Annotated in this window: 28 protein-coding genes; 20 read left to right on the top strand and 8 right to left on the bottom strand. The window is 70.8% G+C overall.

The features are described 5' to 3' along the window. Window positions 1-43 precede the first annotated feature (43 nt). From DEJ34_RS08170 to DEJ34_RS08140, 7 genes are all read left to right on the top strand, one after another. On the top strand, window positions 44-961 hold the full coding sequence (locus DEJ34_RS08170) for an FKBP-type peptidyl-prolyl cis-trans isomerase (protein WP_110910857.1): 918 nt from the start codon (window positions 44-46) through the stop codon (window positions 959-961). Between the two features lie 24 nt (window positions 962-985). Continuing rightward, window positions 986-2,086, top strand: a complete 1,101-nt coding sequence (locus tag DEJ34_RS08165; RefSeq protein ID WP_110824972.1) for a helix-turn-helix transcriptional regulator — start codon at window positions 986-988, stop codon at window positions 2,084-2,086. After that, window positions 2,079-3,050: a helix-turn-helix transcriptional regulator gene (locus tag DEJ34_RS08160; RefSeq protein ID WP_110910858.1), complete on the top strand. Its 972-nt coding sequence runs from the start codon at window positions 2,079-2,081 to the stop codon at window positions 3,048-3,050. The genes DEJ34_RS08165 and DEJ34_RS08160 overlap by 8 nt, the downstream gene beginning before the upstream one ends. A gap of 94 nt (window positions 3,051-3,144) precedes the next feature. Further along, entirely contained in the window at window positions 3,145-3,897 is a 753-nt protein-coding gene (tatC, locus tag DEJ34_RS08155; RefSeq protein ID WP_110900231.1) for a twin-arginine translocase subunit TatC, read from the top strand. Next, complete coding sequence (locus DEJ34_RS08150) at window positions 3,894-6,332, top strand: DEAD/DEAH box helicase (protein WP_110910859.1); 2,439 nt, start codon at window positions 3,894-3,896, stop codon at window positions 6,330-6,332. The genes tatC and DEJ34_RS08150 overlap by 4 nt, the downstream gene beginning before the upstream one ends. An 11-nt stretch (window positions 6,333-6,343) precedes the next feature. Further along, window positions 6,344-7,924 (top strand): apolipoprotein N-acyltransferase, encoded by a 1,581-nt coding sequence (gene lnt / locus DEJ34_RS08145; protein ID WP_258368226.1) that lies wholly within the window; start codon window positions 6,344-6,346, stop codon window positions 7,922-7,924. Between the two features lie 113 nt (window positions 7,925-8,037). Further along, window positions 8,038-8,388: an RNA polymerase-binding protein RbpA gene (locus DEJ34_RS08140; RefSeq protein WP_110824968.1), complete on the top strand. Its 351-nt coding sequence runs from the start codon at window positions 8,038-8,040 to the stop codon at window positions 8,386-8,388. A gap of 65 nt (window positions 8,389-8,453) precedes the next feature. Here the strand turns inward: DEJ34_RS08140 and DEJ34_RS08135 are convergent, their stop codons facing one another. Both DEJ34_RS08135 and DEJ34_RS08130 read right to left on the bottom strand, forming a co-directional pair. Further along, complete coding sequence (locus DEJ34_RS08135; RefSeq protein WP_110910860.1) at window positions 8,454-9,659, bottom strand: SPFH domain-containing protein; 1,206 nt, start codon at window positions 9,657-9,659, stop codon at window positions 8,454-8,456. After that, the gene (locus DEJ34_RS08130) at window positions 9,656-10,129 is read right to left on the bottom strand and encodes an NfeD family protein (RefSeq protein WP_181420347.1); all 474 of its coding nucleotides are present in this window, start codon (window positions 10,127-10,129) and stop codon (window positions 9,656-9,658) included. The genes DEJ34_RS08135 and DEJ34_RS08130 overlap by 4 nt, the downstream gene beginning before the upstream one ends. 207 nt (window positions 10,130-10,336) lie before the next feature. Here DEJ34_RS08130 and DEJ34_RS08125 point away from each other — a divergent pair, with 207 nt between their 5' ends. The 4 genes from DEJ34_RS08125 to DEJ34_RS08110 all read left to right on the top strand — a co-directional run bounded on the left by DEJ34_RS08125 (window position 10,337) and on the right by DEJ34_RS08110 (window position 12,333). Further along, on the top strand, window positions 10,337-11,098 hold the full coding sequence (locus DEJ34_RS08125) for an SDR family oxidoreductase (RefSeq protein WP_110910861.1): 762 nt from the start codon (window positions 10,337-10,339) through the stop codon (window positions 11,096-11,098). Between the two features lie 60 nt (window positions 11,099-11,158). Continuing rightward, the gene (locus DEJ34_RS08120) at window positions 11,159-11,611 is read left to right on the top strand and encodes an NUDIX hydrolase (protein WP_110910862.1); all 453 of its coding nucleotides are present in this window, start codon (window positions 11,159-11,161) and stop codon (window positions 11,609-11,611) included. 167 nt (window positions 11,612-11,778) lie between these two features. Then, window positions 11,779-12,057 carry a DUF4190 domain-containing protein gene (locus DEJ34_RS08115; protein WP_110824963.1) on the top strand — a complete coding sequence of 93 codons (279 nt, stop codon included), beginning with the start codon at window positions 11,779-11,781 and terminating at the stop codon, window positions 12,055-12,057. Between the two features lie 114 nt (window positions 12,058-12,171). After that, window positions 12,172-12,333: a hypothetical protein gene (locus tag DEJ34_RS08110; RefSeq protein ID WP_181419537.1), complete on the top strand. Its 162-nt coding sequence runs from the start codon at window positions 12,172-12,174 to the stop codon at window positions 12,331-12,333. A gap of 33 nt (window positions 12,334-12,366) precedes the next feature. Here the strand turns inward: DEJ34_RS08110 and DEJ34_RS08105 are convergent, their stop codons facing one another. Further along, window positions 12,367-12,780, bottom strand: a complete 414-nt coding sequence (locus DEJ34_RS08105; RefSeq protein ID WP_110910863.1) for an arsenate reductase ArsC — start codon at window positions 12,778-12,780, stop codon at window positions 12,367-12,369. Between the two features lie 149 nt (window positions 12,781-12,929). Here DEJ34_RS08105 and DEJ34_RS08100 point away from each other — a divergent pair, with 149 nt between their 5' ends. Together DEJ34_RS08100 and DEJ34_RS08095 are read left to right on the top strand one after the other, a co-directional pair. Beyond that, a complete protein-coding gene (locus DEJ34_RS08100; protein WP_110910886.1) occupies window positions 12,930-13,361 on the top strand; it encodes a DoxX family protein in 432 nt (143 codons plus the stop codon). A 46-nt stretch (window positions 13,362-13,407) separates the two neighbouring features. After that, window positions 13,408-14,298, top strand: coding sequence for a pentapeptide repeat-containing protein (locus tag DEJ34_RS08095; RefSeq protein WP_110910864.1), 891 nt, complete (start codon window positions 13,408-13,410; stop codon window positions 14,296-14,298). 102 nt (window positions 14,299-14,400) lie between these two features. Here DEJ34_RS08095 and DEJ34_RS08090 read toward each other — a convergent pair whose 3' ends face one another. Beyond that, window positions 14,401-15,081, bottom strand: a complete 681-nt coding sequence (locus tag DEJ34_RS08090; RefSeq protein WP_110910865.1) for an SDR family NAD(P)-dependent oxidoreductase — start codon at window positions 15,079-15,081, stop codon at window positions 14,401-14,403. Window positions 15,082-15,198: 117 nt separating this feature from the next. Between DEJ34_RS08090 and DEJ34_RS08085 the strand changes: the two genes are divergently transcribed. Then, the gene (locus DEJ34_RS08085) at window positions 15,199-16,035 is read left to right on the top strand and encodes a helix-turn-helix transcriptional regulator (RefSeq protein WP_110910866.1); all 837 of its coding nucleotides are present in this window, start codon (window positions 15,199-15,201) and stop codon (window positions 16,033-16,035) included. A 77-nt stretch (window positions 16,036-16,112) separates the two neighbouring features. Here the strand turns inward: DEJ34_RS08085 and dhaM are convergent, their stop codons facing one another. The 3 genes from dhaM to dhaK all read right to left on the bottom strand — a co-directional run bounded on the left by dhaM (window position 16,113) and on the right by dhaK (window position 18,560). Then, on the bottom strand, window positions 16,113-16,856 hold the full coding sequence (gene dhaM / locus DEJ34_RS08080) for a dihydroxyacetone kinase phosphoryl donor subunit DhaM (protein ID WP_110824956.1): 744 nt from the start codon (window positions 16,854-16,856) through the stop codon (window positions 16,113-16,115). After that, the gene (dhaL, locus tag DEJ34_RS08075; RefSeq protein WP_110889822.1) at window positions 16,853-17,479 is read right to left on the bottom strand and encodes a dihydroxyacetone kinase subunit DhaL; all 627 of its coding nucleotides are present in this window, start codon (window positions 17,477-17,479) and stop codon (window positions 16,853-16,855) included. The genes dhaM and dhaL overlap by 4 nt, the downstream gene beginning before the upstream one ends. A gap of 79 nt (window positions 17,480-17,558) precedes the next feature. Beyond that, the gene (dhaK, locus tag DEJ34_RS08070; RefSeq protein ID WP_110910867.1) at window positions 17,559-18,560 is read right to left on the bottom strand and encodes a dihydroxyacetone kinase subunit DhaK; all 1,002 of its coding nucleotides are present in this window, start codon (window positions 18,558-18,560) and stop codon (window positions 17,559-17,561) included. 344 nt (window positions 18,561-18,904) lie between these two features. On the opposite strand from dhaK, the gene DEJ34_RS08065 reads away from it, so the two are divergent. Both DEJ34_RS08065 and glpK read left to right on the top strand, forming a co-directional pair. Further along, window positions 18,905-19,630 (top strand): MIP/aquaporin family protein, encoded by a 726-nt coding sequence (locus DEJ34_RS08065; protein ID WP_110824953.1) that lies wholly within the window; start codon window positions 18,905-18,907, stop codon window positions 19,628-19,630. Between the two features lie 120 nt (window positions 19,631-19,750). Continuing rightward, window positions 19,751-21,262 carry a glycerol kinase GlpK gene (gene glpK, locus DEJ34_RS08060; RefSeq protein ID WP_110889820.1) on the top strand — a complete coding sequence of 504 codons (1,512 nt, stop codon included), beginning with the start codon at window positions 19,751-19,753 and terminating at the stop codon, window positions 21,260-21,262. A 131-nt stretch (window positions 21,263-21,393) separates the two neighbouring features. On the opposite strand, the gene trpD is transcribed toward glpK, so the two are convergent. Further along, on the bottom strand, window positions 21,394-22,452 hold the full coding sequence (gene trpD, locus DEJ34_RS08055) for an anthranilate phosphoribosyltransferase (RefSeq protein WP_110824951.1): 1,059 nt from the start codon (window positions 22,450-22,452) through the stop codon (window positions 21,394-21,396). A 70-nt stretch (window positions 22,453-22,522) separates the two neighbouring features. On the opposite strand from trpD, the gene ctaE reads away from it, so the two are divergent. The 4 genes from ctaE to qcrB are packed head-to-tail and all read left to right on the top strand — an operon-like array spanning window position 22,523 to window position 26,786. Next, window positions 22,523-23,161, top strand: coding sequence for an aa3-type cytochrome oxidase subunit III (gene ctaE, locus DEJ34_RS08050; RefSeq protein WP_110824950.1), 639 nt, complete (start codon window positions 22,523-22,525; stop codon window positions 23,159-23,161). 20 nt (window positions 23,162-23,181) lie between these two features. Continuing rightward, complete coding sequence (qcrC, locus tag DEJ34_RS08045; protein ID WP_110824949.1) at window positions 23,182-23,997, top strand: cytochrome bc1 complex diheme cytochrome c subunit; 816 nt, start codon at window positions 23,182-23,184, stop codon at window positions 23,995-23,997. A 33-nt stretch (window positions 23,998-24,030) separates the two neighbouring features. Next, window positions 24,031-25,098, top strand: a complete 1,068-nt coding sequence (qcrA, locus tag DEJ34_RS08040; protein WP_110824948.1) for a cytochrome bc1 complex Rieske iron-sulfur subunit — start codon at window positions 24,031-24,033, stop codon at window positions 25,096-25,098. Continuing rightward, window positions 25,095-26,786 carry a cytochrome bc1 complex cytochrome b subunit gene (gene qcrB, locus DEJ34_RS08035; RefSeq protein ID WP_110889818.1) on the top strand — a complete coding sequence of 564 codons (1,692 nt, stop codon included), beginning with the start codon at window positions 25,095-25,097 and terminating at the stop codon, window positions 26,784-26,786. Before qcrA ends, qcrB begins: the two co-directional genes overlap by 4 nt. Window positions 26,787-26,981 lie beyond the last annotated feature (195 nt).

Genomic DNA, 26,981 nt, shown 5'->3' with positions numbered 1-26,981 from the left:
GCTGACCTCCGTGCCCGTCCTGCATCGAACGGAAAGAGGTTCCGTGCGCACCATCCCCGCACTCGTGGTCACCATCGGTCTCGTCGCGTCGCTGACGGCGTGCGCCGCTCCCGGTGCGGGATCGTCAAGCACGTGCGCGCCGTCCGGAGCCGCGTCGGAGGCCGTCTCGGCCAGGGGCGCGTTCGGTTCGCAACCGGACGTCACGGTGCCCTCCGGTCTCACCGCCACCGGCACCCAGGTCTCCGTCCTCCGCCAGGGCGACGGCCGCACGATCGGGGACGGCACACCGGTCGTCCTCGAGTACACGCTCGTCGACGGCGCGACCGGCGAGGTCGCCCAGACCAGCGGCTACACCGGTTCCTCGAACCCGATCACGGCCGGTTCGACCAACGCCGGTGCGCTCGGCAAGGCCCTCGAGTGCGCCCAGGTCGGCGACCGACTCGCCGTCGCGATGCCCAAGTCGGCACTCTCGGGCACCGCCCCCTCCCGCTCGGCGGGGAAGGCCGAGGACGCGGCCGTCTTCGTCGTCGACGTGCAGCGTGCGTTCGCCGCCCGCGCCACCGGCACGCCCCAGCTCGCGGGCGACGGCATGCCCGCCGTCGTGCTCGCACCGGACGGCGCACCCGGCATCACGATCCCCTCGTGGCCGGCGCCGGAGAAGGACGAGCAGCACCTGCTCCGCAAGGGCGACGGCGCGACGCTGACCGCGGAGGACACCGCGGTCGTCAAGTACACGGCCGTCACGTGGGGGAGCAGCACGACCGACTCCACCGTCGCGGGCTCGAGCTGGACCGACGGGTCCGGCGCGCAGCCGCTCCCGCTGGCCGAGGGCCAGGTCGTCGACGGCATCCGGAACGCCCTGATCGGCCGGCACGTCGGGGACCAGGTCCTCGCGATCGTCCACCAGCAGGGTGCCGCGTACGCGTACGTCATCGACGTGCTCGGCGCGATGCCGCGCTGACCCGCGGCTGCGTAGGATCGGCACGTGCCCACCACCCGTGCTCCCCGTGTGCCCGCCGAGGAACGGCTGTTCAGCCTCGTGCTCGCACTGCTCTCGACGGAGTCCGGGCTGACGAAGTCCGAGATCCTGGCGAACGTCCAGGGGTACCGGCAGCGGTACGCGCCCGGCGGTGACAACGCCTCGCTCGAGCGGCAGTTCGAGCGCGACAAGGACGACGTCCGCGAGCTCGGGATCCCGCTCGAGACGATCGAGACGCCGGGTGCCGCGGGGAACAACCAGACGCTGCGCTACCGGATCCCGAAGGGCGAGTACGACCTGCCGCTCGACGTCCGGTTCACGCCCGACGAGTCCGCCCTGCTGTCGCTCGCCGCGATGGCGTGGCGCGAGGGCGCCCTGTCGGCCGACTCCAGGCGCGGACTGCTCAAGGTGCGCTCCGCCGGGTCCGAGGACGACGGCTCGGAGCACGAGAGCGGCGACGGTGCGACCGCGATCGGTGCCTACGCCCCGCGGCTGCGCACCCGGGACACCGCGTTCGAACCCCTGCGGTCGGCCCTCGACCGGGGCGCCGCCGTCCGGTTCGCGTACATCACGCCGGGCCACCACGAGGCCCGCGTCCGCGAGCTCGCGCCGCTCGCGCTCGTCCAGCACGGCGGCCGGTGGATGCTCGCCGCGCACGAGTTCGCGACGCGGTCCGAGAAGAACTACCTGCTGTCCCGGATCGTCGGTCCGGTGACCCTGTTCGAGGTCGGTCAGCACCCGGCACCGGCGGACGCGGGGGAGCGGGCGCTGGCTGGCCTGGACCGGGTCTGGGCGGAGCGCACCGCGACCGTGCACGTCGTCCCGGGGTCGGACGCCGAACGCCGTCTGGCCCGTCGGCGGGACACCACCGCGACGACGGACGGCGAACTGGTGGTCCACCACGTCGACCCGCAGATCCTGGCCGAGGAACTCGCCGCGTTCGGTCCCGAGGTGTGGGTCGTCGAACCGGAGGACCTGCGGCAGCGCGTGGTCGACCGCCTCCGCGTGCTCGTCGCCGACCACTCCGGGCCGCCCGAACGGACCGCCGACCACCGCGGCGCCGAGGACGGTCGCCGCCTGCCCGAGGACGGACCCGACCGTGGCTGACGCCCAGCCCCTGCAGGCGCAGGACAAGCTCGCCTTCCTGCTGGCACTCGTGCCGTACCTCATCGACCGGGAACGCGTCTCCGTCGCCGAGGCCGCCCGGCACTTCGGGGTCCCCGAGTCCCGCATCCGGCGTGCCGTCGAGCTCATCGCGGTGTCCGGCGTCCCGGGCGAGACGATGCAGTACCAGCACGGCGACCTGTTCGACATCGCCTGGGACGACTTCGACCAGAACGACATGATCGTGCTGACGAACCTCGTGGCGATCGACGACGCCCCGCGGCTGTCAGCGCGCGAGGCGTCGGCACTCATCGCGGGCCTCCAGTACCTGTCCGCCCTGCCCGAGGCCGCCGACACGGACGCCATCCGGGCACTGATGGCGAAACTGTCGCGCGGTGCGGGTGGCGCCGCGGGGAACGTGGCCGTCGGCCAGGACCTGCACGACGCGTCCCTGACCGTCATCCGTCAGGCGATGTCCGAGCGACGTGGACTCCTGTTCGAGTACGCGGGACCGCGGACGCAGGGCGGCACGCGTCGCGTCGACCCGCTCCGCGTCGAGTCGATCGACGCCGACTGGTACCTGCGCGCCTGGGACCTCGACCGCGCGGCCATCCGCACCTTCCGCCTCGACCGGATGTCCGGCGTGCGCGTGGACGACCGGCCCGCCGAACGGACCATCGAGGACGTCGTCCTGCCCGACACGCTGTTCCAGCAGAGCGCCCAGGACGTCATCGTCACGGTCGAGCTCGACGCCTCGTCCCTGCCGCTCGTCGCCGACTTCCTCGCCGACACCGCGGATGCGCCGGACGCCGACGGGCGGGTGCGCATCCGGCTCGCGGCGTCGGCCGGGTTCGACGGGGTCGTCCGGCTCGTCGCCGGGCTGCCCGGCCGCGCCGTGGTGATCGACCCACCCGCCGCCCGGGAGGCCGTGCGCGCGTTCGCGGCGGCCGCTCTCGACGTCTACTGAGAGACCGCTGCCGTAGGATCGGTGCATGGCTTCGACGACCGCGGGCGGGCGAGAGAAGCGGCACGGGCGCCGACCGAAGGAACCCGAAGGCCGCATGTCCCTCGGTCAACACCTGATCGAGCTGCGCAACCGCCTGTTCAAGGCCGTCGTCGCGGTCCTGGTGGCGGCGGTCGGCGGCTGGTTCCTCACACCGTTCGTGCTCGACGCGCTCCGCTCCCCGGTCACGCAGCTGGCCCGGGTCGGCGGGCACACCGCGGAGCTGAACTTCCCGATGATCACGGGGGCGTTCGACCTCCGCCTGCAGATCGCGGTCACGATCGGCGTCGTCATCGCGAGCCCGGTCTGGCTGTACCAGATCTGGGCCTTCATCGTCCCGGCCCTGGTCCGTCGTGAGAAGCAGTACGTGTGGGGCTTCCTCGGTTCGGCGATCCCGCTGTTCTTCGCCGGGTGCGCCTTCGGGTGGTACGTCCTGCCGCACGTCGTCGGCATCCTCGGCAGCTTCGTCTCGGCGCAGGACACGTCGATCGTCGACGCGAAGGCGTACTACGACTTCGTCATCAAGCTCATCGTCGCGGTCGGCATCGCGTTCGTGCTGCCGGTCTTCCTCGTCCTGCTCAACTTCGTCGGGGTCCTGACGGCCGCGGCGATCGTCCGGTCGTGGCGGGTCGCGATCGTGCTGATCCTCGTCTTCACCGCGCTCGTCACGCCGTCGGCGGACGTGCTGTCCATGTTCATCCTGGCCATCCCGATGGTCGTGCTCTACTTCGCCGCCTGCCTGGTGACGTGGCTGCACGACCGCCGTCTGGCGAAGCGCCAGGCGAAGCTCGACGAGGAGTACGGCCTGTGACCGAGACCAGCCTGAGCCCCGCCGAGCGGTTCGCCGCCGCGAAGGTCCGCCGTCGCTCGCGGAACCTCGAGTTGTTCCGGACCGACCTCCGCTTCGACCTCGACCCGTTCCAGTTCGCGGCGTGTGACGCGGTCGACCGCGGCAACAGCGTGCTCGTGGCCGCACCGACCGGCGCCGGCAAGACGATCGTGGCCGAGTTCGCGATCTGGCTGGCGATGCGACAGCCGACCGCGAAGGTGTTCTACACGACGCCGATGAAGGCGCTGAGCAACCAGAAGTACGCCGAGCTCGTGCAGGCGTACGGCGAGACCGAGGTCGGGCTGCTCACCGGCGACACGAACGTCAACCCCCGGGCCCGCGTCGTCGTGATGACGACCGAGGTCCTGCGGAACATGATCTACGCCGACTCGGACCTGCTCGACGACCTGGCGTGGGTGGTGCTCGACGAGGTGCACTACCTGGCCGACCGGTTCCGTGGCGCGGTCTGGGAAGAGGTCATCCTGCACCTCCCGACCGAGGTCCGGCTGGTGTCGCTCTCCGCGACCGTCAGCAACGCCGAGGAGTTCGGCGACTGGCTGCAGACGGTGCGCGGCGACACCGACGTCATCGTCTCCGAGGACCGCCCGGTCCCGCTCGAGCAGCACGTGCTCGTCGGGAACAAGATGGTCGACCTCTTCGACTCGTCCGGTGCCGCGGCGACGAACCGCGTCAACCCCGAGCTCCTCCGGCTCGTCGGCGGCGCCAACCGTCACGGCACGAACGGTCCGCGCGGCCGTCGCGGGCGCCCGGTGTACCCGGACCGCCGTGGTCCCCGTACGGAGAAGGCCCACCGCGAGCAGATCGCGAAGATGCTCGACGAGCGCATGCTCCTGCCCGCGATCTTCTTCGTCTTCAGCCGGAACGGCTGCGACCAGGGCGTCCGGCACGTCGTGCGCTCGGGGCTGTCGCTGACGACCGCGGACGAGCGGCGTGAGATCCGCGAGACGGCTGAGTACCACTGCCGCACCCTCCTCGACGAGGACCTCGCCGTCCTCGGGTACTGGGAGTGGTTGGAGGGGCTCGAGCGCGGGGTCGCCGCACACCACGCCGGGCTGCTGCCCGCGTTCAAGGAGGTCGTCGAGGACCTGTTCCAGCGCAAGCTCCTCAAGGTCGTCTTCGCCACCGAGACCCTGGCCCTCGGGGTGAACATGCCGGCGCGCACCGTCGTCCTCGAGAAGCTCGAGAAGTTCAACGGCGAGGCCCGGGTCCCGATCACGCCGGGGGAGTACACGCAGCTCACGGGTCGTGCCGGGCGTCGGGGGATCGACGTCGAGGGCCACTCGGTCGTGCAGTGGTCGGACGGCCTCGAGCCGCAGGCCGTCGCGTCGCTCGCGAGCCGTCGGACCTACCCGCTCAACTCGTCGTTCAAGCCGACCTACAACATGGCCGTGAACCTCATCGAGCAGTTCGGCCGCGACCGCACGCGCGAGGTCCTCGAGACCTCGTTCGCGCAGTTCCAGGCGGACCGGTCCGTCGTCGACCTCGCCCGCAAGGTCCGGTCGCAGCAGGAGTCCCTGGACGGCTACCAGAACGCCATGCAGTGCCACCTCGGCGACTTCACGGAGTACGCGGCACTCCGCCGGCGGCTGTCGGACCTCGAGCGATCGAACGTGCCCGGCGGCCGCGAGGCCTCGCACGGGGCCCGCCAAGACCGCCAGTCCGCGATCACGGAGGTCCGCCGGCAGCTCCAGCGGCACCCGTGCCACGCCTGCCCGGACCGCGAGGCCCACGCCCGCTGGGCGGAGCGCTGGTACAAGCTCAAGCGCAGCAACGACAAGCTCGTGCAGCAGATCCGGTCCCGCACGGGTGCGGTCGCGACGACGTTCGACCGCGTGACCGACGTGCTGCTCGCACTCGGGTACCTGGTGCAGGACGACTCCGGGGACGTCACGGTGGCGGCCGGCGGTCGGCGGCTGCAGCGCATCTACGGGGACCGCGACCTGCTCGTCGCCGAGTGCCTCGAGGCCGGCGTGTGGAAGGAACTCACACCCGCGCAGCTCGCCGGGATGGCGGCGACCATCGTCTACCAGCCCCGCCGCGAGGACGCGCCGGGCACCGAGCACGCCGTGCCCCGCGGCGCCTTCCGGCCGGCCCTGGACGAGACGCTCACGATCTGGGCCCGCCTGGACGACGTCGAGCGCGACGCCCGGCTCGCCGGTTCCGAGCCGCCGACACCGGCGATCGCGCTCGGGATGTTCCGGTGGGCCTCCGGGTCCCCGCTCGACGACGTCCTGCGGTCGCTCGACCTCGCCGCGGGCGACTTCGTCCGCTGGTCGAAGCAGGTCATCGACCTCCTCGACCAGATCCGCAACGCGGGCGACGAGGACCTCGCCCGCACGGCCCGTCGAGCGACGGACGCGGTGCGCCGCGGCATCGTCGCCTACGCGACGGTCTGACGGGAGGCCCGGTGACGGTCCTCGCCACACCCGTGCGTCCGGTGCGCGCGTCCGCCGGGCGGTGGCGGCCCGGGACGGAGGGCGATGCGCTGAGCGCGGCCCTGCCCCTCGCGCAGGCGCTGCCGCTGTCGGTCGTCGGCGGACTCCTGTTCGCCCTGTCGTTCCCGTCGCCGGGCTGGTGGTTCCTCGCGTACCCGGCGGTCGCGTGCCTCCTGCTCGCCGCGATCGGGCAGCGGGCCCGTCGCGCCTCGTGGCTCGGCTTCGTCGCCGGCGTCGCGTTCTGGGTGCCGGTGATCTCGTGGGCCGGACGGTACCTCGGACCGGTGCCCTGGTTCGCGCTCGCGCTGCTCGAGGCCGCGCTCTTCGCCGTCGGCACGGTGGCGATCGCCCTCGCCTCCCGGTGGGTGGGGCGCGTCGTGACCTCGACCGCCGGACGCGTGTGGGGCCTCCCGGCGGTGGTCGCAGCGCTCTGGACAGGACGCGAGTGGCTCTCCGGCAGCTGGCCGTACGGCGGGTTCGCCTGGGGTCGGGTGGGCCTGTCCCAGTCCCAGGGGCCGTTCACGCACCTCGCCGCGTACGTCGGCGTCCTCGGACTGAGCTTCGTGGTGGTGTACTGCGTCGCCGTCGTGGTCTCCCTCGGACTCGTCGGCGGGCTCCGCCTGTCGGTCCGGGTGGCGACGGCCGGGCTGCTCGTCTCGGTGGTCCTGGCGGTGCCCGCGTGGCCGACGGCGGTCGACGGCACGGTGCGGGTCGAGGCCGTCCAGGGCAACGGGCCCGCCGGCTACTTCGACGGCGCCGAACCCGGCGACGTCCTCCGGTCGCAGGTCGCGGCCACCGACGTCGAGGCCCGCGGCGTCGACCTGGTCGTGTGGCCGGAGGCGGCGGCGGAGTACGACCCCCGTCGCGAACCGGTCATCGCGTCCGCGCTCGACGCCGTCGTGCGGAGCGTCGGGGCCCCGCTCGTCGCAGGCGGCGTGACGCAGACCGCATCCGGGGTCCTGCACAACACCTCGTTCGTGTGGGACGACGACGGCTGGGGGGCCTCGTACGACAAGAAGCGGCCGGTCCCGTTCGGGGAGTACGTCCCGGACCGCTGGTTCTACTCGAAGCTCGCCCCGTCGCTGATCGGGCTCCTGCAGCGCGACTACACCCCGGGGACGAAGCCGAACGTGCTGCCGGTCGCCGGCATCCGCGCCGGCGTGATGATCTGCTTCGACGTGGTGGACGACGGCCTGACGGCGGACCTGGCGGACGGGGGAGCGCAGGTGATCCTGGCGCAGACGAACAACGCCGACTTCGACGGGACCGACGAGAACCTCCAGCAGCTCGAGATCGCCCGGATGCGGGCCGTCGAGACCGGACGGTCGCTCGTGAACATCTCCACCGTGGGGGCATCCCAGGTCATCGACCCGAGCGGTCGGACCATCGACCGGGTCCCGGCGTACACCGCGAGTTCGATGGTGACGGACGTCCCGCTCGGCACGTCGACCACGCCGGCGACCGTCGCATCGGGGAGCATCACGCTCGCGCTGTCGCTCGGCGGTCTGCTCGTCCTGCTCGCCTGCGCTCCGTGGGGGCACCGCCGCCGCTGACCTGCCACCCGGGGCCGCGCCGTGCACTGGGAACCGACTGTGAATGCCACCCCTCCGGAACGAAAGGCGGGTGGTGTGGGTTGGACCGGAGGAACGAGCGAGAGGAGTCGGACATGGCTGATCGGAGTCTCCGAGGCATGCGGCTCGGGAGCCAGAGCCTCCAGAGCGAGGACGGTGTCGAGCTCTCCGAGCGGAAGCGTGCCGTCTACCAGGCGGTCTCGGGAGAGACCTTCGACATCGTCTTCTCCGCCGAGGCAGAGGTCCCGGCCGTCTGGTCGGACCCGCGCACCGGGATGGAAGGACGACTGCTCGGCGACGACGGCACCCCCGTCGAGGTCGCCGCAGAGGACGTCAAGGCGCCGCGGACCCACTGGGACATGCTGCTCGAACGGCGCTCCAGGGAAGAACTCGAGGAGCTGCTGCAGGAACGCCTGCAGGTGCTCCGTGCCCGCCGCGGCGCGTAGGCGTCGCGCGACACACACGACGACGGCCCGCTCCCTGATGGGAGCGGGCCGTCGTCGTCTGTCGGTCAGACCGCGGGGGAGCGGTCCTCGCCCTGCGCCTGCCCGTCGGTCGAGCCGGCTTGCTCGTCCGTCCGGAACTGGGCGCGGGTCGCGTCGGCGGCGGCCGCGAGCTTCTCGTCGACGCTCCGGTCCGACTCGGCGAGGCGGTCCGCCAGCGCGGACTCCGGCACGATGTCCGCCGCGGTGGCGTCCGCGCTCCGGGCCGCGGTGCCGCTCCCGGTCGTCGCGGCGGTGGTGGTCACGAGGCTCTCGCCCGCGAGCTTGGAGATCTTCTCGAGGAAGTCGCCGCTGCCCGCCGGGCCGGCTGCGGGCGCACCGCCGGTCCGCGTGGCGCTGAAGCCCTTCGCGATGCCGGAGAGCGCCTCGGTGAACTCGCTCGGGATCATCCAGAGCTTGTTCGACGTGCCCTCGGCGATCTTCGGCAGCATCTGGAGGTACTGGTAGGACAGCAGCTTCTCGTCCGGGTCGCCGGTGTGGATGGCGTCGAACACCGTCGCGATCGCCTGCGCCTCACCCTCCGCGCGGAGGACCTGGGCCTTCGCGTCACCCTCCGCCGCGAGGATCGCCGCCTGCCGCTGGCCCTCGGCCTCGAGGATCTGGGACTGCTTCGTGCCCTCGGCCTGCAGGATCGCGGCACGACGGCTCCGCTCGGCACGCAGCTGCTGCTCCATCGCGTCCTGGATGGACACGGGCGGCTCGATGGCCTTCAGCTCGACACGGCCGACGCGGATGCCCCACTTGCCGGTCGCCTCGTCGAGCACGACGCGGAGCTGCCCGTTGATGTTGTCGCGGCTGGTCAGGGCCTCTTCGAGGTTGAGCCCACCGACGACGTTGCGGAGCGTGGTCGTGGTGAGCTGCTCGACGGCGCCGAGGTAGTTCGCGATCTCGTACGTGGCGGCGCGGGCGTCGGTGACCTGGAAGTACACGACGGTGTCGATCGAGACGACGAGGTTGTCCTCGGTGATCACCGGCTGGGGCGGGAACGAGACGACCTGCTCGCGCATGTCGAGCAGCGGCCGGAGACGGTCGATGAACGGCACGAGCAGGTTCAACCCCGGGTTGAGGGTCTTGTGGTACTTGCCGAGCCGTTCGACGATGCCGGCGGTGGCCTGGGGGACGATCCGGATGGCCTTGGCGAGGACGACGATCACGAAGACGACGACGACGGCGATGAGGACGATCAGGACGACCGTCCCGGTGGACAGGGTCATTGGCCAGCCTTCTGTTCGGTGCGGACGACGGCTGTGGAGCCCTCGATGGACTCGACGACCACGCGGGTGCCGAGTGGTGGTGTGCGGTCGGTGGTGCCGGGAGCGAAGCGCGCGCTCCAGGTCTCCCCGTTGGCCAGGCGGACCTGACCGGGACCGGAGGACGTGAACGCGAGCGCGACCGTGCCGCTCATCCCGACCAGGCCGTCGATACCGGTCCGGTGCGGGTCGGCACCGCGGTTCAGCGCTCGGAGCACCCGAGGACGCACGACGGCGAGCAGCAGCAGCGCGAGCACCGCGGCGATGAGCGTCGACAGCCACCACTCGGCGCCGAGCAGTGCGGCGACCAGGCCGCCGGCTGCCCCGGCAGCGAGCATGATGAAGACGAAGTCGAGGGTGAACACCTCGACCACCCCCAGGACGAGCACCAGTGCGATCCACACGATCACCTGCGTCCATTCCGTGACGTCCACGCGATCTCCCTCCCCGTACATCGCGCGCGGCGGTCGCTGCGTCGCGACGTCCGGTCTTGTCCGACCAACGTACCAGCGCCCTCCGGCGAGGCGACTGGTGGCCCCTACGGCGGCGCGGGTACCGGGCTGGCCGCGCCGCGCCTTGGTAGGCTCGATGCCGCCCGGGACGACCAGGACCGGCGCCGCCCCACGACAGGAGACACCACTGTGAGCAGCCCCCTCGCCCCCGGATCCCTCGACGGCACGCGCGCCCTCGTCACCGGGTCCTCCCGCGGCATCGGAGCGGACACGGTCGGGTACCTGGCAGAGGCCGGCGCCAAGGTCGTCGTGAACTACCGCAACAAGGCGCGTCGTGCCGAGCAGATCGCGGAGAAGATCGTCGCGGCCGGGGGAGCGGCGCTCGCCCTCGGGGCCGACCTCACCGACCACGACTCCGTGCAGGCGATGGTCGACGCGGTCGTGCACGAGTGGGGCGGCATCGACCTGCTCGTGCTCAACGCCTCCGGCGGCATGGAGTCCGGCATGGGCGACGACTACGCGCTGCGACTCAACCGCGACGCGCAGGTCGACATGCTGCAGACCGCCGTGCCGCACATGCCCGCCGGGTCCCGCGTCGTCTTCGTCACGAGCCACCAGGCCCACTTCGTCGAGACCGCCGAGACGCTGCCCGAGTACGTCCCGGTCGCGAAGAGCAAGCGTGCCGGTGAACTCGCCCTGCGCGAACTGCTGCCGCAGCTCGAGGCCGCGGGCATCGAGTTCGTCACCGTCTCCGGCGACATGATCGAGGGCACCATCACGGCGACCCTGCTCAACCGCATCAACCCCGGCGCCATCGAGGGTCGCCGCGAGGCCGTCGGAAAGCTCTACAGCGTGTCCGAGTTCGCCGCCGAGATCACCCTCGCCGCGGTGGAGCCGATCCCCGCCGACCACACGAAGCTCGTCGGGGACGTCAGCTCCTTCACGGACTGAGCCGTCGGCCCTCGCCGCCGCGCGGCGCGGGCGCCGCACCCGGCGGCTAGCGTCGGTGCCGTGACTGCTGCACACGGCCTGCGCCGGACCTCCCGGATCCTCCTGCTCGACCCCGACGGACGCGTGTTCCTCATGGACACGAAGGCGCCGTCCTCCGACGGCGCGCACCGGTGGATCACCCCCGGCGGCGGCGTCGACCCGGGGGAGTCGCACCGGGACGCGGCGGTCCGGGAACTCCGCGAGGAGACCGGCATCGTCATCACCGACCCGGGGGAGCCAGTGTGGTCCTGGGACTTCGCGGTCACGTGGGACCAGGCCGACCACGACCGCGGGCACGCGGAGTTCTACGTCGTCCGGACGGTGGGCTTCACGTTGTCCGACGCCGAGTGGACGGACGACGAACGTGTCGACATCCTGGCGGCCCGGTGGTGGACGGCGGACGAGCTCGAGGCGACGGACGAGCCGTTCGAGCCGGCGGAGCTCCCGGAACTGGTGCGCCGGTACCTGCGCTGACGCAGCGCTCGGTGCTGATGCAACGCTCGCTGCCGCCGCTCGCACGATCGGTCTGTCCCCAGTTCGCGGGTGCCTGCGCCGCTTTCCGGACACCGGACCACCGTGTCAGTACGTTCAGAGTCGACCAATCGTCAGCGACCTGACGTCATCCTCGCACCGGAGTCATCATGACCAACACCACCAACCCGTACCAGAGCACGGCGCAGAGCAGCCAGAAGTTCAGCACGCTCGCGATCGTCGGCTTCGTGCTCGCCTTCGTCATCAACATCGCGGGCCTCGTCGTCAGCCTCATCGCCCTGTCGCAGATCAAGCGCACGGGGGAGCGCGGCCGTGGCCTGGCGATCGCCGGTGTCATCATCTCCGTCCTGTCGCTCGTCATCGGCATCTTCTCGTCGATCGCGTTCTTCAACGCGGCCGCGAACATGAACACCGCGCTGGGCTTCTGACCACTGCGATCGAACGACGGGAGGCCCGTGGCGGAACTCGCCACGGGCCTCCCGTCTGTCCGGGAACGAGCGGTCCCTGCGACCATCGAGCGACCGCGGCGTAGCGTCACCGACATGACGTACAGCCAGCCGGACCCGGCAGAAGAGACCACGCAGGCCGACGAGCCCCAGCAGCCCGACACGGACCACACCGTCGAGGAGCAGGGCGAGGAGAACGCAGCCCTCGAGATCGACAGCTCGGACGTGCCGACCTCGTCCGACGACTCGTCGAACTAGGGCAGCACACCCGCGGACGCCTGGCAGCGGCGCTCAGACGAGCGTCGCCACCAGGCGTTCGACGCGTCCGCGGACGTCGTCGCGGATCGGTCGGACGTCCTCGATCGGCAGGCCGGCCGGGTCGCTGAGCTCCCAGTCCTCGTAGCGTTTGCCGGGGAACACCGGACACGCGTCTCCGCAGCCCATGGTGATGACGACGTCGGCGTTCCGGACCGCGTCGGTCGTCAGGATCGCCGGCGTCTGACCGACGATGTCGATGCCGACCTCGTGCATGGCGGCGACGGCGACCTGGTTCACCTGGTCCGCCGGCTCGGACCCGGCGGAGAAGACGTCGATGCGGTCACCGGCGATCGCGCGCAGGAACCCCGCGGCCATCTGCGACCGTCCGGCGTTGTGCACGCAGACGAACAGGACGGCGGGCTTCTGGTCGGGCGTTCCGGTGCTCATGCGGAGATTGTGCCGCACTCGGGTTGCTGGTGACCGCGCGCCGATAATGCATATTATGTCAGCTCAGACCGACTGAGGCGCGAGGCGTGACGGATTCGCCTCCCTCGGCTCCCCTGCCGTTCGGAGCTGCGTGTTAGGTTGTGCACAACATGACTGACCGAGAGATCGACCGCCGCCGTCCCGTCCACTCCACCGCGCCTCGCACGGTCGTCCGCATCCTGCTCGGTGCGGCCATGACGTGGGCGGGCATCAGTCACCTCACCGTCGCCCGCCAGGAGTTCCGGGCGCAGGTCCCGGAGTTCGTGCCGCTCGACCCGGACGTCACCGTCCTGGCGTCCGGCGTGGCGGAGATCTCCCTCGGCGCCGCGCTCATGCTGCTCGTCCGCCGGCAGGCGACCGTCGGCTGGGTGGCCGCGGTCTTCTTCACCGCCGTCTTCCCCGGCAACGTCGCGCAGTGGCTGCACCACCGGGACGGCTTCGGGCTGGACACCGACACGAAGCGGTTCGTCCGACTCCTCTTCCAGCCCGTGCTGATCGCCGTCGCGCTCTGGGCGACGAACGCGCTCCGGACGCGGCGCTGACCACCGCGGACGGCGCCGCTCACGTCGCTGTGGAGCCTCGACCCTGATGACGACACGCACCCGGGTGACCCTCGGCCGCCGCGAGGACCTCGGTGCCGACTGCGCGAACTGCTTCGGCCTCTGCTGCGTCGCGCTGGCCTTCACCCGGTCCGTCGACTTCCCCGTCGACAAACCCGCCGGCGACCCGTGCACGAACCTCGACGGCGCCGACGCCTGCACGATCCATCCGCGCCTCCGGGCCGAGGGGTTCCGCGGCTGCACGGTCTTCGACTGCTCCGGCGCCGGGCAGAAGGTTTCTCGCCACACCTTCGCGGGTCGGTCCTGGCGGGACGACGACGCCACCCGCCAGGCGATGTTCGCGGCGTTCCCGGTCGTGCGGCGGCTGCACGAACTGCTCCGGTACCTCGACGAGGCCATCACGATCACCCCTGCCGACACGGACGCCGAACGGCTGACACGGGACTTCGAGCGCGTCCGTGCGCTCAGTGACGCCGACCCGGACACGATCCTCGGCATCGACGTCGACGCGGAGTACGACGCCGCACGACCGCTGTTGCTCGCGGCGAGCCGGAACGCGCGGGCCCTGGTCCGCGGCGGGGACAGCCGCGACACCCGGGCTGACGAGCGTCGCGTCGGCCGCCTCCGGGTCGGCCCCGGCGCCGACCTGGTGGGCGCCGACCTGGTGGGCGCCGACCTGCGGCGGGCGGACCTGCGGGGCGCGAGCCTCCGCGGCGCGCTGCTCATCGGGGCCGACCTCACCGGCGCGGAGCTCCGCTCGTGTGAGTGCATCGGTGCCGACCTCCGGGACGCCGACCTGTCCGGTGCGGACCTCCGCGGGGCGGTCTTCCTCACGCAGATGCAGGTGAACGCGGCACGAGGTGACGCTGACACCCGGCTCGACGACGGCTTCCAGCGGCCGACCCACTGGGGCGGCTGAGGCCGCCGTCCGGTCCGACACGTCCCGCTGGACCGACAACGGACGGGAGGCGCGCGGTCGAGCCCGCCACGCGCCTCCCGTCCGTCCAGCCCAGCGTCGACGTCAGTAGTCGATGCGCCCGTGCCGGTTGTGGAACTCCCCCGTCGGGCCGTCCGGACCGACGAGCGCCAGCGCGACGGTCGCGTCGGTGCCCTCGGTGACCGTCTGGTGCCCGGAGTGACCGTTGAAGTCGGTCGCCGTGTAGCCCGGGTCGCTGACGTTGACGCGGAACGTCGGCAGGTTCTTCGCGTACTGCACGGTCAGGGCGATGACGGCAGCCTTCGAGGCCGCGTACGGGATCATCGGCACCGGGAACTCGTCGTGGCCGGGCGTGCTGAGGAACCGCGGCCAGCCGACGCCGGAGGCGACGTTGACGACGACGGGGTGTTCGGACGCGCGGAGCAGCGGCAGGGCGGCCTGGGTGACGCGGACGATGCCGGTGACGTTCGCCTCGAGGACGGCCGTCATCGCCTCGGCGGTCAGGTCGTCGACCCCGTACGAGGTGCCGCTGATCCCGGCGTTGTTGACGAGGACGTCGAGGGCAGGGATGGACGCGAACGCCGCGTCGACGCTCGCCTGGTCGGTGACGTCGAGCTGGACGACGGAGGCACCGAGGGAACGGACGGCGTCGGCGTCGTCGGGGTCGCGGACGCCGGCGATCACGGTGTGGCCGGCTTCGATGAGGCGGCGGGCGGTCTCGAGGCCGAGGCTGCGGTTCGCCCCGGTGATGAGTGTGGTGGTCATGGGTCCATCCTGCGCGCTGCCGATCCGCTCCCCCAGGCACCCCTCGACGTGCTGCTTGGCCGACAGGAGGACTACGAGTACCACGGTCGGGTCGCCGATCCGCGCGAGGATGGACGCATGAGCGAGTTCTCCGACGTCCTGCGGTCCTGGCGGGACCGGGTGAGCCCGGCTGAGGTCGGTCTGCCCGCCGGTCCGGGGCGGCGGGCGGCGGGCCTCCGGCGCGAGGAGCTCGCGGCACTCGCCGGTGTCAGCGTCGACTACGTCGTACGGCTCGAGCAGGGGCGGGCACTGAACCCGTCGCCGCAGCTCCTCTCCGCGCTGGCCACCGCGCTCCGGCTGACCGAGCAGGAGCGCGACCACCTGTTCCGCGTCGCCGGGGCAGCTCCCCCGTCACGCGGCGTCGTTCCACGGCACATCACTCCCGGCGTGCAGCGGATCGTCGACCGGCTGACCGACGTGCCGCTCGCCGTCTTCACCGCGAGCCACGACCTGCTGTACCGGAACGACCTCTGGGCCGCGGCATCCGGTGACGGCGACCGGTGGCAGGGGCGGTCGGCGAACCTCGTCTGGCAGTTCTTCACCGACGGCCACGAGGGCGTCGACTTCGACGACGAGCACGGCGAGGCCTTCGCATCCGACCTGGCAGCCGACCTGCGCGGTGCGCTCGGGCGGTACCCGGACGACCGGCGCCTCGCCGAACTCGTCCGGGACCTCCGCGCGACGAGCCCGGAGTTCGAGCGCCGCTGGGGCGAGGCCCGGATCGCCGAGCACCGGACGAGCCGGAAGACCCTGCGGACGCCGGTCGGCCCGATCGAGGTCGACTGCGACACGCTCTCGGTGCCGGGCAGCGACCTGCGGATCGTCGTCTACACGGTCGTGCCCGGCAGCGAGGACGCGTCGCGGCTCGACCTGCTGCGCGTCACCGGACTGCAGTCCGTCGTCACGAGCGACTGACCGGCCCGCCCTGCCGCCGCACCGCCCGGTCTTGCCGCCGCACCGGCCGGTCCTGCCGCCGCACCGGCCGGTCGGGGCTACTCGCCGAAGCCCGAGCGGACGAGCGCGACGAGTTCGTCGACCGCGTCCTGCGCGTCCGCCCCGGACGCCTCGACCGTGACCGAGGCCCCCTTCGGCAGCGCGAGCGCCATGATCGCGAGGAGACTCTTCGCGTCGACGCCGTTCACCCGGACCACGGCTTCGTGCCGAGCGGCCGCCTTCACGAACTCGGCGGCGGGGCGCGCGTGCAGGCCGGACTCGTTGACGAGCTCGGCGGTGGCGGTGGCGGTGGCGACCGCCCCGTCCGCGTCGCCGCTGTCGGCGGCCTGTCCCGCGCCTCCCGGCCGGGAGGCTCCCCCGCCGCCCGCCGCGTCGGTGCGGTCGGCAGGACCAGCCGTCCCGGTACCACCGGCGGTCGACGCCGCATCGAGCACGGCCGTGACGTCACCACCGGTCTGCGCTGCGACGGCCGCGGCCACGGTCCCCTCCACCAGCGGCGCGTCGGAGACGTGCACGCGTGCCCGGAGGTCTTCGTCCAGGAAGTCGAGGGCCGTGTCGGTCGTCAGGTAGGCGGAGCCGAGGTCGCACAGGACCACGACGGCGTCGGCGGCGGCGAGTTCCTCGATCCCGGCCGAGATCGCCTCGAACGAGGTGCCGATCCCGCCGTCGTCGGTGCCGCCCGCCGCGACGAGCCGGACGTCACCGGCCATCTGCCGGGCGATGTCGACCGTGCCCTGCGCGACGGCGGCACTGTGCGAGACGACCAGGATCCCGACGCTCATGCCGCGTCCACCGCGGCGCGCAGGACGTAGGCGCTCGACTGGGCGCCGGGGTCGCGGTGCCCGACGGCACGCTCGCCGAGGTAGCTCGCGCGGCCCTTCCGCGCGACGAGGGCGTCGGTCGACTCGGCGCCGGTGGCCGCGGCGTCGGCGGCGGCGGCCAGGACCTGCTCGGGCGTCTCCCCCGCGGCTGCCGATGCTGCGGCGGCGTCGACGGCCGGCGTCCAAGCGTCCACCATCGTCTTGTCGCCGACCTCGGCCTTGCCACGGGAGACCACGCCGTCGCGGGCCGCCGTGAGCACGGCCACCAGGGTGTCCGCGTCGAGTTCGGCCGCGTCCCCGGCTGCCTGGGCCGCCTTGAGGTACGCGGTGCCGAACAGCGGACCGGCGGCACCGCCGACGGTCGAGATGAGCTTCGTCGCGACGAGCTTGAACACCGCCCCCGGTGTCTCCGGGGCTGCGGTGTCGAGCGACTCGACGACCGCGCGGAACCCACGGTCGAGGTTCTCGCCGTGGTCACCGTCACCGATCTCGCGGTCCAGCGTGACGAGCTCCGCTCGGTGCTGGTCGATCGTGGCGGCGGTGCGGCGGACCCAGTCGATGGCCCATGCGGTGTCGAGCGACAAGGTGTGTCCCTTCGTGCGGCCGAGCAGGTCGGCGTCGTGAGCGGTGTCGTCGTGCTGGTGGTGTCGTGCGGTCCCGGTGTCAGCGACCCCAGCGCAGTGCCGGGGTCTCGACCGGAGCGTCCCAGAGGGCGATCAGGTCGTCGTCGAGCACCGTGACGGTGATCGAGAACCCCTGCATCTCGAGGGAGGTGACGTAGTTGCCGACCAAGCTACGCGCGACCTCGTGGCCGCGATCCGTGAGCACCTCCGCGGCGCGCCGGTAGGCGATGTAGAGCTCGGACTGCGGGGTGCCGCCCATCCCGTTGACGAACAAGAGCAGCCGCGAGCCGGCCGGAGCGGCGAGGTCGGTGAGGATCGGCTCGAGGACCCGGTCGACGAGCTCGTCCGCGGGTGCCATCGCGATCCGTTCGCGTCCGGGCTCGCCGTGGATGCCGATGCCGAGCTCGACCTCGTCGTCGGCCAGGGTGAACGACGGCTCACCGGCGTGCGGGACGGTGCCGGAGGCGAACGCGAGGCCCATCGAGCGCGTGACCTCGTTGACGTGCCGGGCCACGGCGGTGACGGCGTCCAGGTCGTCACCGCGCTCGGCCGCCGCGCCCGCGCACTTCTCGACGACCACGGTGCCGGCGACGCCGCGTCGGCCCGCCGTGAACAGCGAGTCCTGGACGGCGACGTCGTCGTCGACCACGACGCTCTCGACGCGGATGTCCTCCATGGCGGTGAGTTCGGCCGCGGTCTCGAAGTTGAGGACGTCCCCGGTGTAGTTCTTCACGATGTGCAGCACGCCTGCTCCCCCGTCCACCGCCTTGGTGGCGGCGACGATCGGGTCCGGGGTCGGGCTCGTGAAGACCGGGCCCGGGACGGCGGCGTCGAGCATGCCGGGTCCGACGAAACCGGCGTGCAGCGGTTCGTGCCCGCTGCCGCCGCCGCTCACGATGCCCACCTTGCCGCGGACGGGGGCGTCGCGTCGGACCACGTGGACCGGGTCCTCCACGAGCTCGACGTGCTCGGAGTGGGCGAGGGCGAACCCGCGGACGGTCTCGATGACCACGGCCTGCGGGTCGTTGATGAGCTTCTTCATGCTGCGCCTCCACGGTGTGACACGGGTGAGAGACCGGTCCGCAGCCGTCCACCGCCGACGTCGTCCGGAGTCGGCTCACTGTACCGCCGGGAGGTGCGCGCACCAGGGGCACGGCCGCGCACCCGTGCCGTTCCGGTGCACATCCGTTCACGGTGCGGGGCCCCGTCGCTGCTCCGCGCGGACCCGGGTGACCAGGGTGCGTGCACGTCCTCTCACTTTCGCGGCAGCAGCCTCGCTGTCCCCCACATCGGGCAAACGCCCAGCACTATGCTCGGGCTCAATCACTCGACGGGGAGTGCCGGTGCTCAGGCCGGGCCCCCGAACACAGCTAATCGGAGGTACCGATGGACGGCATCGGCGTCAATTTCATGTCTGAGCTCGTCGGGACGGCGATGCTCATCATCCTGGGTGGCGGTGTCGTCGCCGCGGTCTCGCTCACCAAGTCCAAGGGCTTCGGGGCCGGCTTCCTGATGGTCACGATCGGTTGGGGCTTCGCGGTCTTCGCCGGTGTCACGGTCTCCTACAAGTCGGGCGGCCAGCTGAACCCCGCGGTCAGCCTCGCGCAGGCGATCCTCGGCAACATCACGGTCGGCGAGATGTTCCTCTACTGGCTCGCCCAGCTCATCGGTGCGGTCATCGGTGCCGTGATCGTCTGGCTCGCCTACAAGCAGCACTTCGACGCCGAGCCCGACGCCGCCGCCAAGCTCGGCGTCTTCTCCACCGGTCCGGCGATCCGCAGCTACGGCTGGAACGTCGTCACGGAGATCATCGGCACGTTCGTCCTCGTCTTCGTCGTCATCGCGTTCACGAACGGCCAGACCCCGGCCGAGCTCGGCGCGATCCCCGTCGCCTTCCTCGTCATCGCGATCGGTGTCTCGCTCGGTGGCCCGACCGGCTACGCGATCAACCCGGCCCGTGACCTCGGCCCGCGCATCGCGCACGCCATCCTGCCGATCAAGGGCAAGGGCACGAGTGACTGGTCCTACGCCTGGGTCCCGGTCGTCGGCCCGCTCGTCGGTGGTGCCCTCGCCGCCGTCGTCTCCGGCGCGCTCCTCCCGATGGTGTCCTAGCGCCGCAGGGAACCCCCGCACCACCAGCGCGTCCGACGCGCTCCCCACCACCTGCACCACCCTCGCGGCCGGGTCGACCCGGCCCGGCCGCAGCACCGAACACCGTCGTAAGGAGCACCAATGGCCGACTACATCGTCGCCATCGACCAGGGAACCACCAGCACGCGAGCGATCGTCTTCGACCACTCCGGTTCGATCGTCTCCGTCGGGCAGAAGGAACACGAGCAGATCTTCCCGCGTGCGGGCTGGGTCGAGCACGACCCGGCGGAGATCTGGGACAACACCCGTGAGGTCATCGGTCAGGCCCTGTCGCGCGCCGACATCACCCGCCACGACGTCGCGGCGGTCGGCATCACGAACCAGCGCGAGACCGCGGTCGTCTGGGACAAGACCACCGGCAAGGCCGTCTACAACGCCATCGTCTGGCAGGACACCCGCACGCAGGCCATCGTCGACAAGCTCGCCGACGGCGACACCGACCGCTACAAGGCGATCGTCGGACTCCCGCTCGCGACCTACTTCTCGGGCACGAAGATCGCCTGGATCCTCGAGAACGTCGAGGGTGCACGCGAGAAGGCCGAGGCCGGCGACCTGCTCTTCGGCACGACCGACACCTGGGTCCTCTGGAACCTGACCGGTGGCACCGACGGCGGTGTCCACAAGACCGACGTCACGAACGCGTCCCGCACGCTGTTCATGGACCTCGAGACCCTGCAGTGGCGCGACGACATCCTCGGCGACTTCGGTGTGCCGAAGTCGATGCTGCCGGAGATCGTCAGCTCCTCCGAGGTGTACGGCCACGTCGAGTCCTCGAGCCTGCTCCGCGAGGTCCCGATCGCCGGCATCCTCGGCGACCAGCAGGCCGCCACCTTCGGGCAGGCCGCGTTCGACCAGGGCGAGTCGAAGAACACCTACGGCACCGGTAATTTCCTCATCTTCAACACCGGAACCGACATCGTCCGCTCCGAGAACGGGCTGCTCACCACCGTCGGCTACAAGCTCGGCGACCAGGAGACGCACTACGCGCTCGAGGGATCGATCGCCGTCACGGGCTCGCTCATCCAGTGGCTCCGCGACAACCTGGGCATCATCGGCAGCGCGCCGGAGGTCGAGACGCTCGCCACGACCGTCGAGGACAACGGTGGCGTGTACTTCGTCCCGGCCTTCTCCGGGCTGTTCGCGCCGTACTGGCGCCCGGACGCCCGCGGCGCCCTCGTCGGCCTGACCCGCTTCGTCAACAAGGGCCACATCGCGCGTGCCGCCCTCGAGGCGACGGCGCTGCAGACCCGCGAGGTCCTCGACGCTGTCAACGCCGACTCGGGTGTCGAGCTCACCGAGCTCAAGGTCGACGGTGGCATGACCGCGAACGACGCCCTCATGCAGTTCCAGGCCGACATCCTGGACGTGCCGGTCGTCCGGCCCGTGGTCGCCGAGACGACGGCCCTCGGTGCCGCCTACGCCGCCGGTCTCGCGGTCGGGTTCTGGGCGAACCTCGACGAGCTCCGTGCCAACTGGCAGGAGGACAAGCGCTGGGAGCCGCAGCTCGACGCCGCCGAGCGCGAGCGCACCCTCCGCCTCTGGAAGAAGGCCGTCACGAAGACCTTCGACTGGGTCGACGAGGACGTCCGCTGACGCGGATCGCCTGACACGGACGGGAGGCCCGTACCGGTTCCACGGACCGGTGCGGGCCTCCCGTCGTCGCGTCCGCGCTGCGTCGGGACCGGGTCCCAGCGTCCGTCGAGGGTGACCGCGGGCGGTTCGGGTCAGACGGCGGCGGGCGCCACGCCCACCCACTCGTCCAGTTTGCGCGTCGCGGCGCCGGAGTCGATCGAGTCCGCTGCGACCACGAGCTGCTCGCGGAACCGCTGCAGGATCGGACGGTCGACCTCGTCCGGGTCCTGCGCCAGCCGGAAGGCGACCAGACCCGCCGCCGCGTTCAGCAGGACGATGTCCCGGACGGGCCCGGACTCCCCCGCGAACACCCGGCGGACGATGGCCGCGTTCTCCGCCGGCTCGCCGCCGAGCAGGTCCTCGGTGCGCGCACGGGCGATGCCGAGGTCGCGCGGGTCGAGGTCGTGTTCGGTGACGCGACCGCCGGAGACCTGCCAGATGTGGCTGTGCCCGGTCGTGGTGAGCTCGTCGAGCCCGTCGTCACCGCGGAACACGAGCGCCGTCGCCCCACGCGTCTGGAACACGCCCGTGATGATCGGCACGAGGTCGAGTTGTGCCACGCCCACCGCGTTCGCTTCGCAGCGCGCCGGGTTGACCAGGGGCCCGAGGAAGTTGAACACCGTCGGGACCCCGATCTCCCGCCGGACCGCGGCTGCGTTGGCGAATCCGGGGTGGAACGCGCTCGCGAAGGCGAAGGTCAGACCGACACGCTGGAAGGTCTCGGCGACACGCGCGGCGTCCATGGTCAGGTCGAGGCCCAGTGCGGCGAGCACGTCGCTCGAGCCGGACTTCGACGAGCTCGCGCGGTTCCCGTGCTTGACCACGGGGACGCCCGCGGCCGCGATGACGACGGCGGCCATGGTCGAGACGTTCACCGTGCCGACGACGTCGCCGCCGGTCCCGACGATGTCGAGGGCCATCGGGTCGACGTCGAGCGGGACCGCGGCGTCGAGGATCGCGTCGCGGAACCCGACGACCTCGTCGACCGTCTCGCCCTTCGCGCGGAGCGCCACGGCGAACGCGGCGATCTGGGCGTCGGTGGCCCGACCCTGGACGATCTGCTCCATGGCCCATGTGGACTGCCTGATCGAGAGGTCCTCGCGCGCCATGAGCGCGCTGATCACCGCAGGCCAGGAGAGAGCGTCAGACATGGCTCGATCGTACTGATTCTCGAAGACCCGCCAGTTGCCTGCGAAAACACTGTCGGTGGATTCCGCCATAATGGAGGACGTGACAAGCACCCCTCTCTCCAGATCCGTCAGCGGTCCGGTCCTGAACAGGCCGAACCCCGTTGCCGTGGGGACGATCGTGTGGCTGGGCAGCGAGGTCATGTTCTTCGCCGGCCTGTTCGCGATCTACTTCACGCTGCGCAGCACCTCTCCCGAGCTCTGGGCGACCGAGACCGCCAAGCTCGAGGTGCCGTTCGCGTCGGTGAACACCATCATCCTGGTGCTGTCGAGCTTCGCCTGCCAGTTCGCCGTCTTCGCCGCCGAGCGGTTCCAGGTGCACCGCACCAGCTGGAACCCCAAGGACTGGGGCATGACGGAGTGGTTCTTCGTCACCTACTGCATGGGCGCGATCTTCGTCTGTGGGCAGATCTTCGAGTACGCCAACCTCTGGCACGAGGGCATGACGCTCTCCTCGAGCGCCTACGGCTCCGCGTTCTACATGACCACCGGCTTCCACGGCCTGCACGTGACCGGTGGCCTCATCGCCTTCCTCCTCACGCTCGGCCGTGGGTTCGCCGCGAAGAACTTCGGGCACAAGGAAGCCACCACCGCGATCGTCGTGTCCTACTACTGGCACTTCGTCGACGTCGTGTGGATCGGTCTCTTCGCCGTCATCTACCTCCTCAAGTGAGAATCAGGCAGCCCCACAGCATGTTCAACACAACGAAGCAGAACAAGAAGGGCCGTCGCTCCCCCCTGGCGACCGTGTCCCTCCTCGCCGTCGCGCTCATGACGACGGGCGGCGCGTACGCGCTCTTCAGCACCTCGGCCAACGCCGAGGACAGCACGTCGAGCACCGTCGCCGAGTCGAGCCAGTCCCAGGTGAACGAGGGCGAGAAGCTCTTCGCGTCGAACTGCGCCACCTGCCACGGGCTGTCGGCGCAGGGCACGAGCGAGGGCCCGTCCCTCATCGGTGTCGGCGCCGCGTCGGTGGACTTCCAGGTCGGTACGGGCCGCATGCCCCTCGCCGCGCAGGGCCCGCAGGGTGAAGAGAAGCCGGAGCAGTTCACCGACCAGCAGGTCGACGCGATGGCCGCCTACGTCGCCTCGCTCGGCCCCGGCCCGTCGGTCCCGGGCAAGGAGCTGACGAACGGCTCCGAGGGCGACGCCGCAGAAGGCGCGGAGCTGTTCCGCATCAACTGCGCCATGTGCCACAACGTCGCCGGCGCCGGTGGTGCCCTGACCGAGGGCAAGTACGCGCCGAACCTGCGCGACGTCTCGGGCAAGCACATCTACGAGGCCATGCTGACCGGCCCGCAGAACATGCCGGTCTTCAACGACCTGAACCTCACGCCGGACCAGAAGGCCGACATCATCACGTACCTCAAGTACGTGCAGGACAACCGGTCGCCCGGTGGCTTCGGCCTGGGTGACATCGGCCCGGTCGCCGAGGGTCTGTTCATCTGGATCTTCGGGCTCGGCGCGGTCGTCGCGATGACCGTCTGGCTGACCGCGAAGCAGAACTGATCGTCCGTGTCGCACGACACTGAAGGGAACACCATGGCAGAGCACGATGACGAGGCGCTGAACTCGTCCTCGGCTGTCGAGAAGCACGGCGCGACGCAGCCGGCCGGGACCGCTGTCCTGCCGGCGGAGCGGTTCGAGAACCCGGGTGAGCCGCCGCACCGCGCTCGGCGCACCGACGTCGACCCGAAGAAGCAGCGCCTGGCCGAGCGTCAGGTCGCCACGTTCTTCTACCTGTCGATCATCGGCAGCGTCCTGTCGATCGCGGCGTACATCGCCTTCCCGATCGACGCGGACGACTTCGGGTCCGTCCGCTCGGCGAACCTCTTCCTCGGGCTCTCGATCACGCTCGCGCTGCTCGCGCTGGGCATCGGCGCCGTGTACTGGTCGAAGACCCTGGTCTCCGACCGCGAGCTCACCGAGATGCGCCACACCACGCGCGGCTCGGACGAGACCCGTGCCAAGGCGGTCGAGGCCTTCCAGCTCGCCGACAAGGAATCCGGCTTCAGCCGTCGCAAGCTGATCCGAAACTCCCTCATCGGTGCCCTCGTCGCGTTCCCCCTCCCCGGCATCGTCCTGGTGCGCGACCTCGCGCCGAAGGAAGACCCGAACGAGCTGCTCCGTCACACCTTCTGGAAGTCGGGCCTGCGCCTGACCAAGGACCCGACGGGTCTGCCGATCAAGGCGTCCGACGTCACCATCGGATCGGTGTTCCACGTCATCCCCGAGGGCATGCTCGACTCCGAGCACATGCTCGAGGAGAAGGCGAAGGCCGCCGTCCTCCTGATGCGCCTGGACCCGAAGGACCTCAACCCCGGCAAGGGCCAGGAGAACTGGGGCTACGACGGCATCGTCGCGTACTCCAAGATCTGCACCCACGTCGGCTGCCCGGTCGCGCTCTACGAGCAGCAGACGCACCACCTGCTGTGCCCGTGCCACCAGTCCACCTTCGATGTCTCGAACAACTGCGAGGTCATCTTCGGACCGGCGGCCCGCCCCCTCCCCCAACTTCCGATCTCGGTCGATGACGACGGCTACCTGGTCGCACAGAGCGACTTCCACGAGCCGGTCGGCCCGTCCTTCTGGGAGCGTGCCCGCTCATGAGCAGCACAACGACAACCACCCCCAACACCGAGTCGTCGAACAAGCCGACTCCTGACCGTGGGTCGCGGCTGATCAACTACACCGCGAACTACATCGACGAGCGCACGAGCCTCTCCGGACTGGTGAAGGAGGTCGGGCGCAAGATCTTCCCCGACCACTGGAGCTTCATGCTCGGCGAGGTCGCGCTCTACAGCTTCGTCGTCGTCCTGCTCTCGGGGACCTTCCTGACGTTCTTCTACCAGGCGTCGATGACCGAGGTCGTCTACAACGGTCCGTACGTCCCGATGAAGGGCGTCGAGATGTCGGTTGCCCTGCAGTCGACGCTGGACATCTCGTTCCAGATCCGCGGCGGGCTGTTCGTCCGACAGATCCACCACTGGGCCGCACTGCTGTTCGTGGCCTCGGTCATGCTGCACATGGCGCGCGTCTTCTTCACCGGCGCGTTCCGCAAGCCGCGTGAGCTCAACTGGGTCTTCGGCTTCGTGCTCTGGATCCTCGCCATGGCCGAGGGCTTCACCGGCTACTCGCTCCCCGACGACCTGCTCTCCGGCAACGGTCTCCGCATCATCGTCGGCATGATCGAGGGCATCCCGGTGATCGGCGTCTGGATCGCCTACCTGTTGTTCGGTGGTGAGTTCCCGGGCACCGACATCGTCGGCCGCCTGTACACGCTCCACATCCTGCTGCTGCCGGCGATCCTGGTCGCGGTGCTCGGCGTGCACCTCGTGCTCGTCGTCGTCAACAAGCACACGCAGTACGCGGGTCCGGGCAAGACGAACGAGAACGTCGTCGGCGTTCCGATCCTCCCGGCGTTCGCCGCGAAGGGTGGCGGGTTCTTCTTCATCGTCGCCGGCATCCTCGCCGCCATCGCGTCGCTGTTCACGATCAACCCGATCTGGAACTACGGCCCGTACGACCCCTCCCCTGTGTCCGCCGGAACCCAGCCCGACTGGTACATCGGCTTCGCGGACGGCGCGCTCCGTCTGGTGCCGCCGCACTGGGAGGTCGTCTGGTTCGGGTACACGGTGTCGTTCAACATCCTCGTCCCGATCGCGGTCCTGGGTGGCCTGGTCGTCGCGATCTTCGTCTACCCGTTCATCGAGGCGTGGGTCACCGGCGACAAGCGCGAGCACCACATCGCCGACCGTCCGCGCAACGCCCCGACCCGCACTGCCCTCGGTGTCGCCGGCATCACGCTGTACGGTGCGCTGTTCACGGCGGCGTCCTCCGACCTCATCGCGACGCACTTCATGGTCTCGATCAACCACGTGATCCACGTGCTCCAGGCGGCGACGGTCCTCGGTCCGTTCGTGGCGTTCTGGATCACGAAGCGGGTGTGCCTCGCCCTGCAGAAGAAGGACCGCGAGATCGTCCTGCACGGGTACGAGTCGGGCCGCATCGTGCGCCTGCCGCACGGTGAGTTCATCGAGGTACACGAGCAGCTCGACGAGTACGAGCGGTGGCGCCTGCTGGAGTTCAACGACTACAAGCCGCTGATGATCCGTCCCGACGCTCGTGGTCGCATCAGCTCCATGCAGAAGGCCCGGGCGCGCGTGTCCCGCTTCTTCTTCGAGGACCGCATCGAGCCGGTGTCGAAGTCGGAGCTCGAGGCTGCGCACGCCGCGCACCACGGTCCTGACCTCGAAGGGACCCACCAGGCCCCGCAGGTCGGAGCCGGCACGAAGTAAGTGACATTCCTCGGCAAGAAACGCAACGCCCTCGTCCACTCCGTGGTCGGGGGCGTTGCGTTTCGCCTCAGCGATCGCGTCATCCCGCGGACATCGGACACGCCGCCCCAGTTCACGGGGCGTTCACACCGCGGTGTTGGAATCGTCGAAGTCGGTGTGGCATCGTGTTGCACCACGCACTCGCTGCCAACGGAA

Origin of the sequence: Curtobacterium sp. MCPF17_050 (genome assembly GCF_003224435.2) — a bacterium.
Lineage (GTDB): Bacteria > Actinomycetota > Actinomycetes > Actinomycetales > Microbacteriaceae > Curtobacterium.
This window is presented reverse-complemented; position numbering and strand designations above follow the sequence as displayed.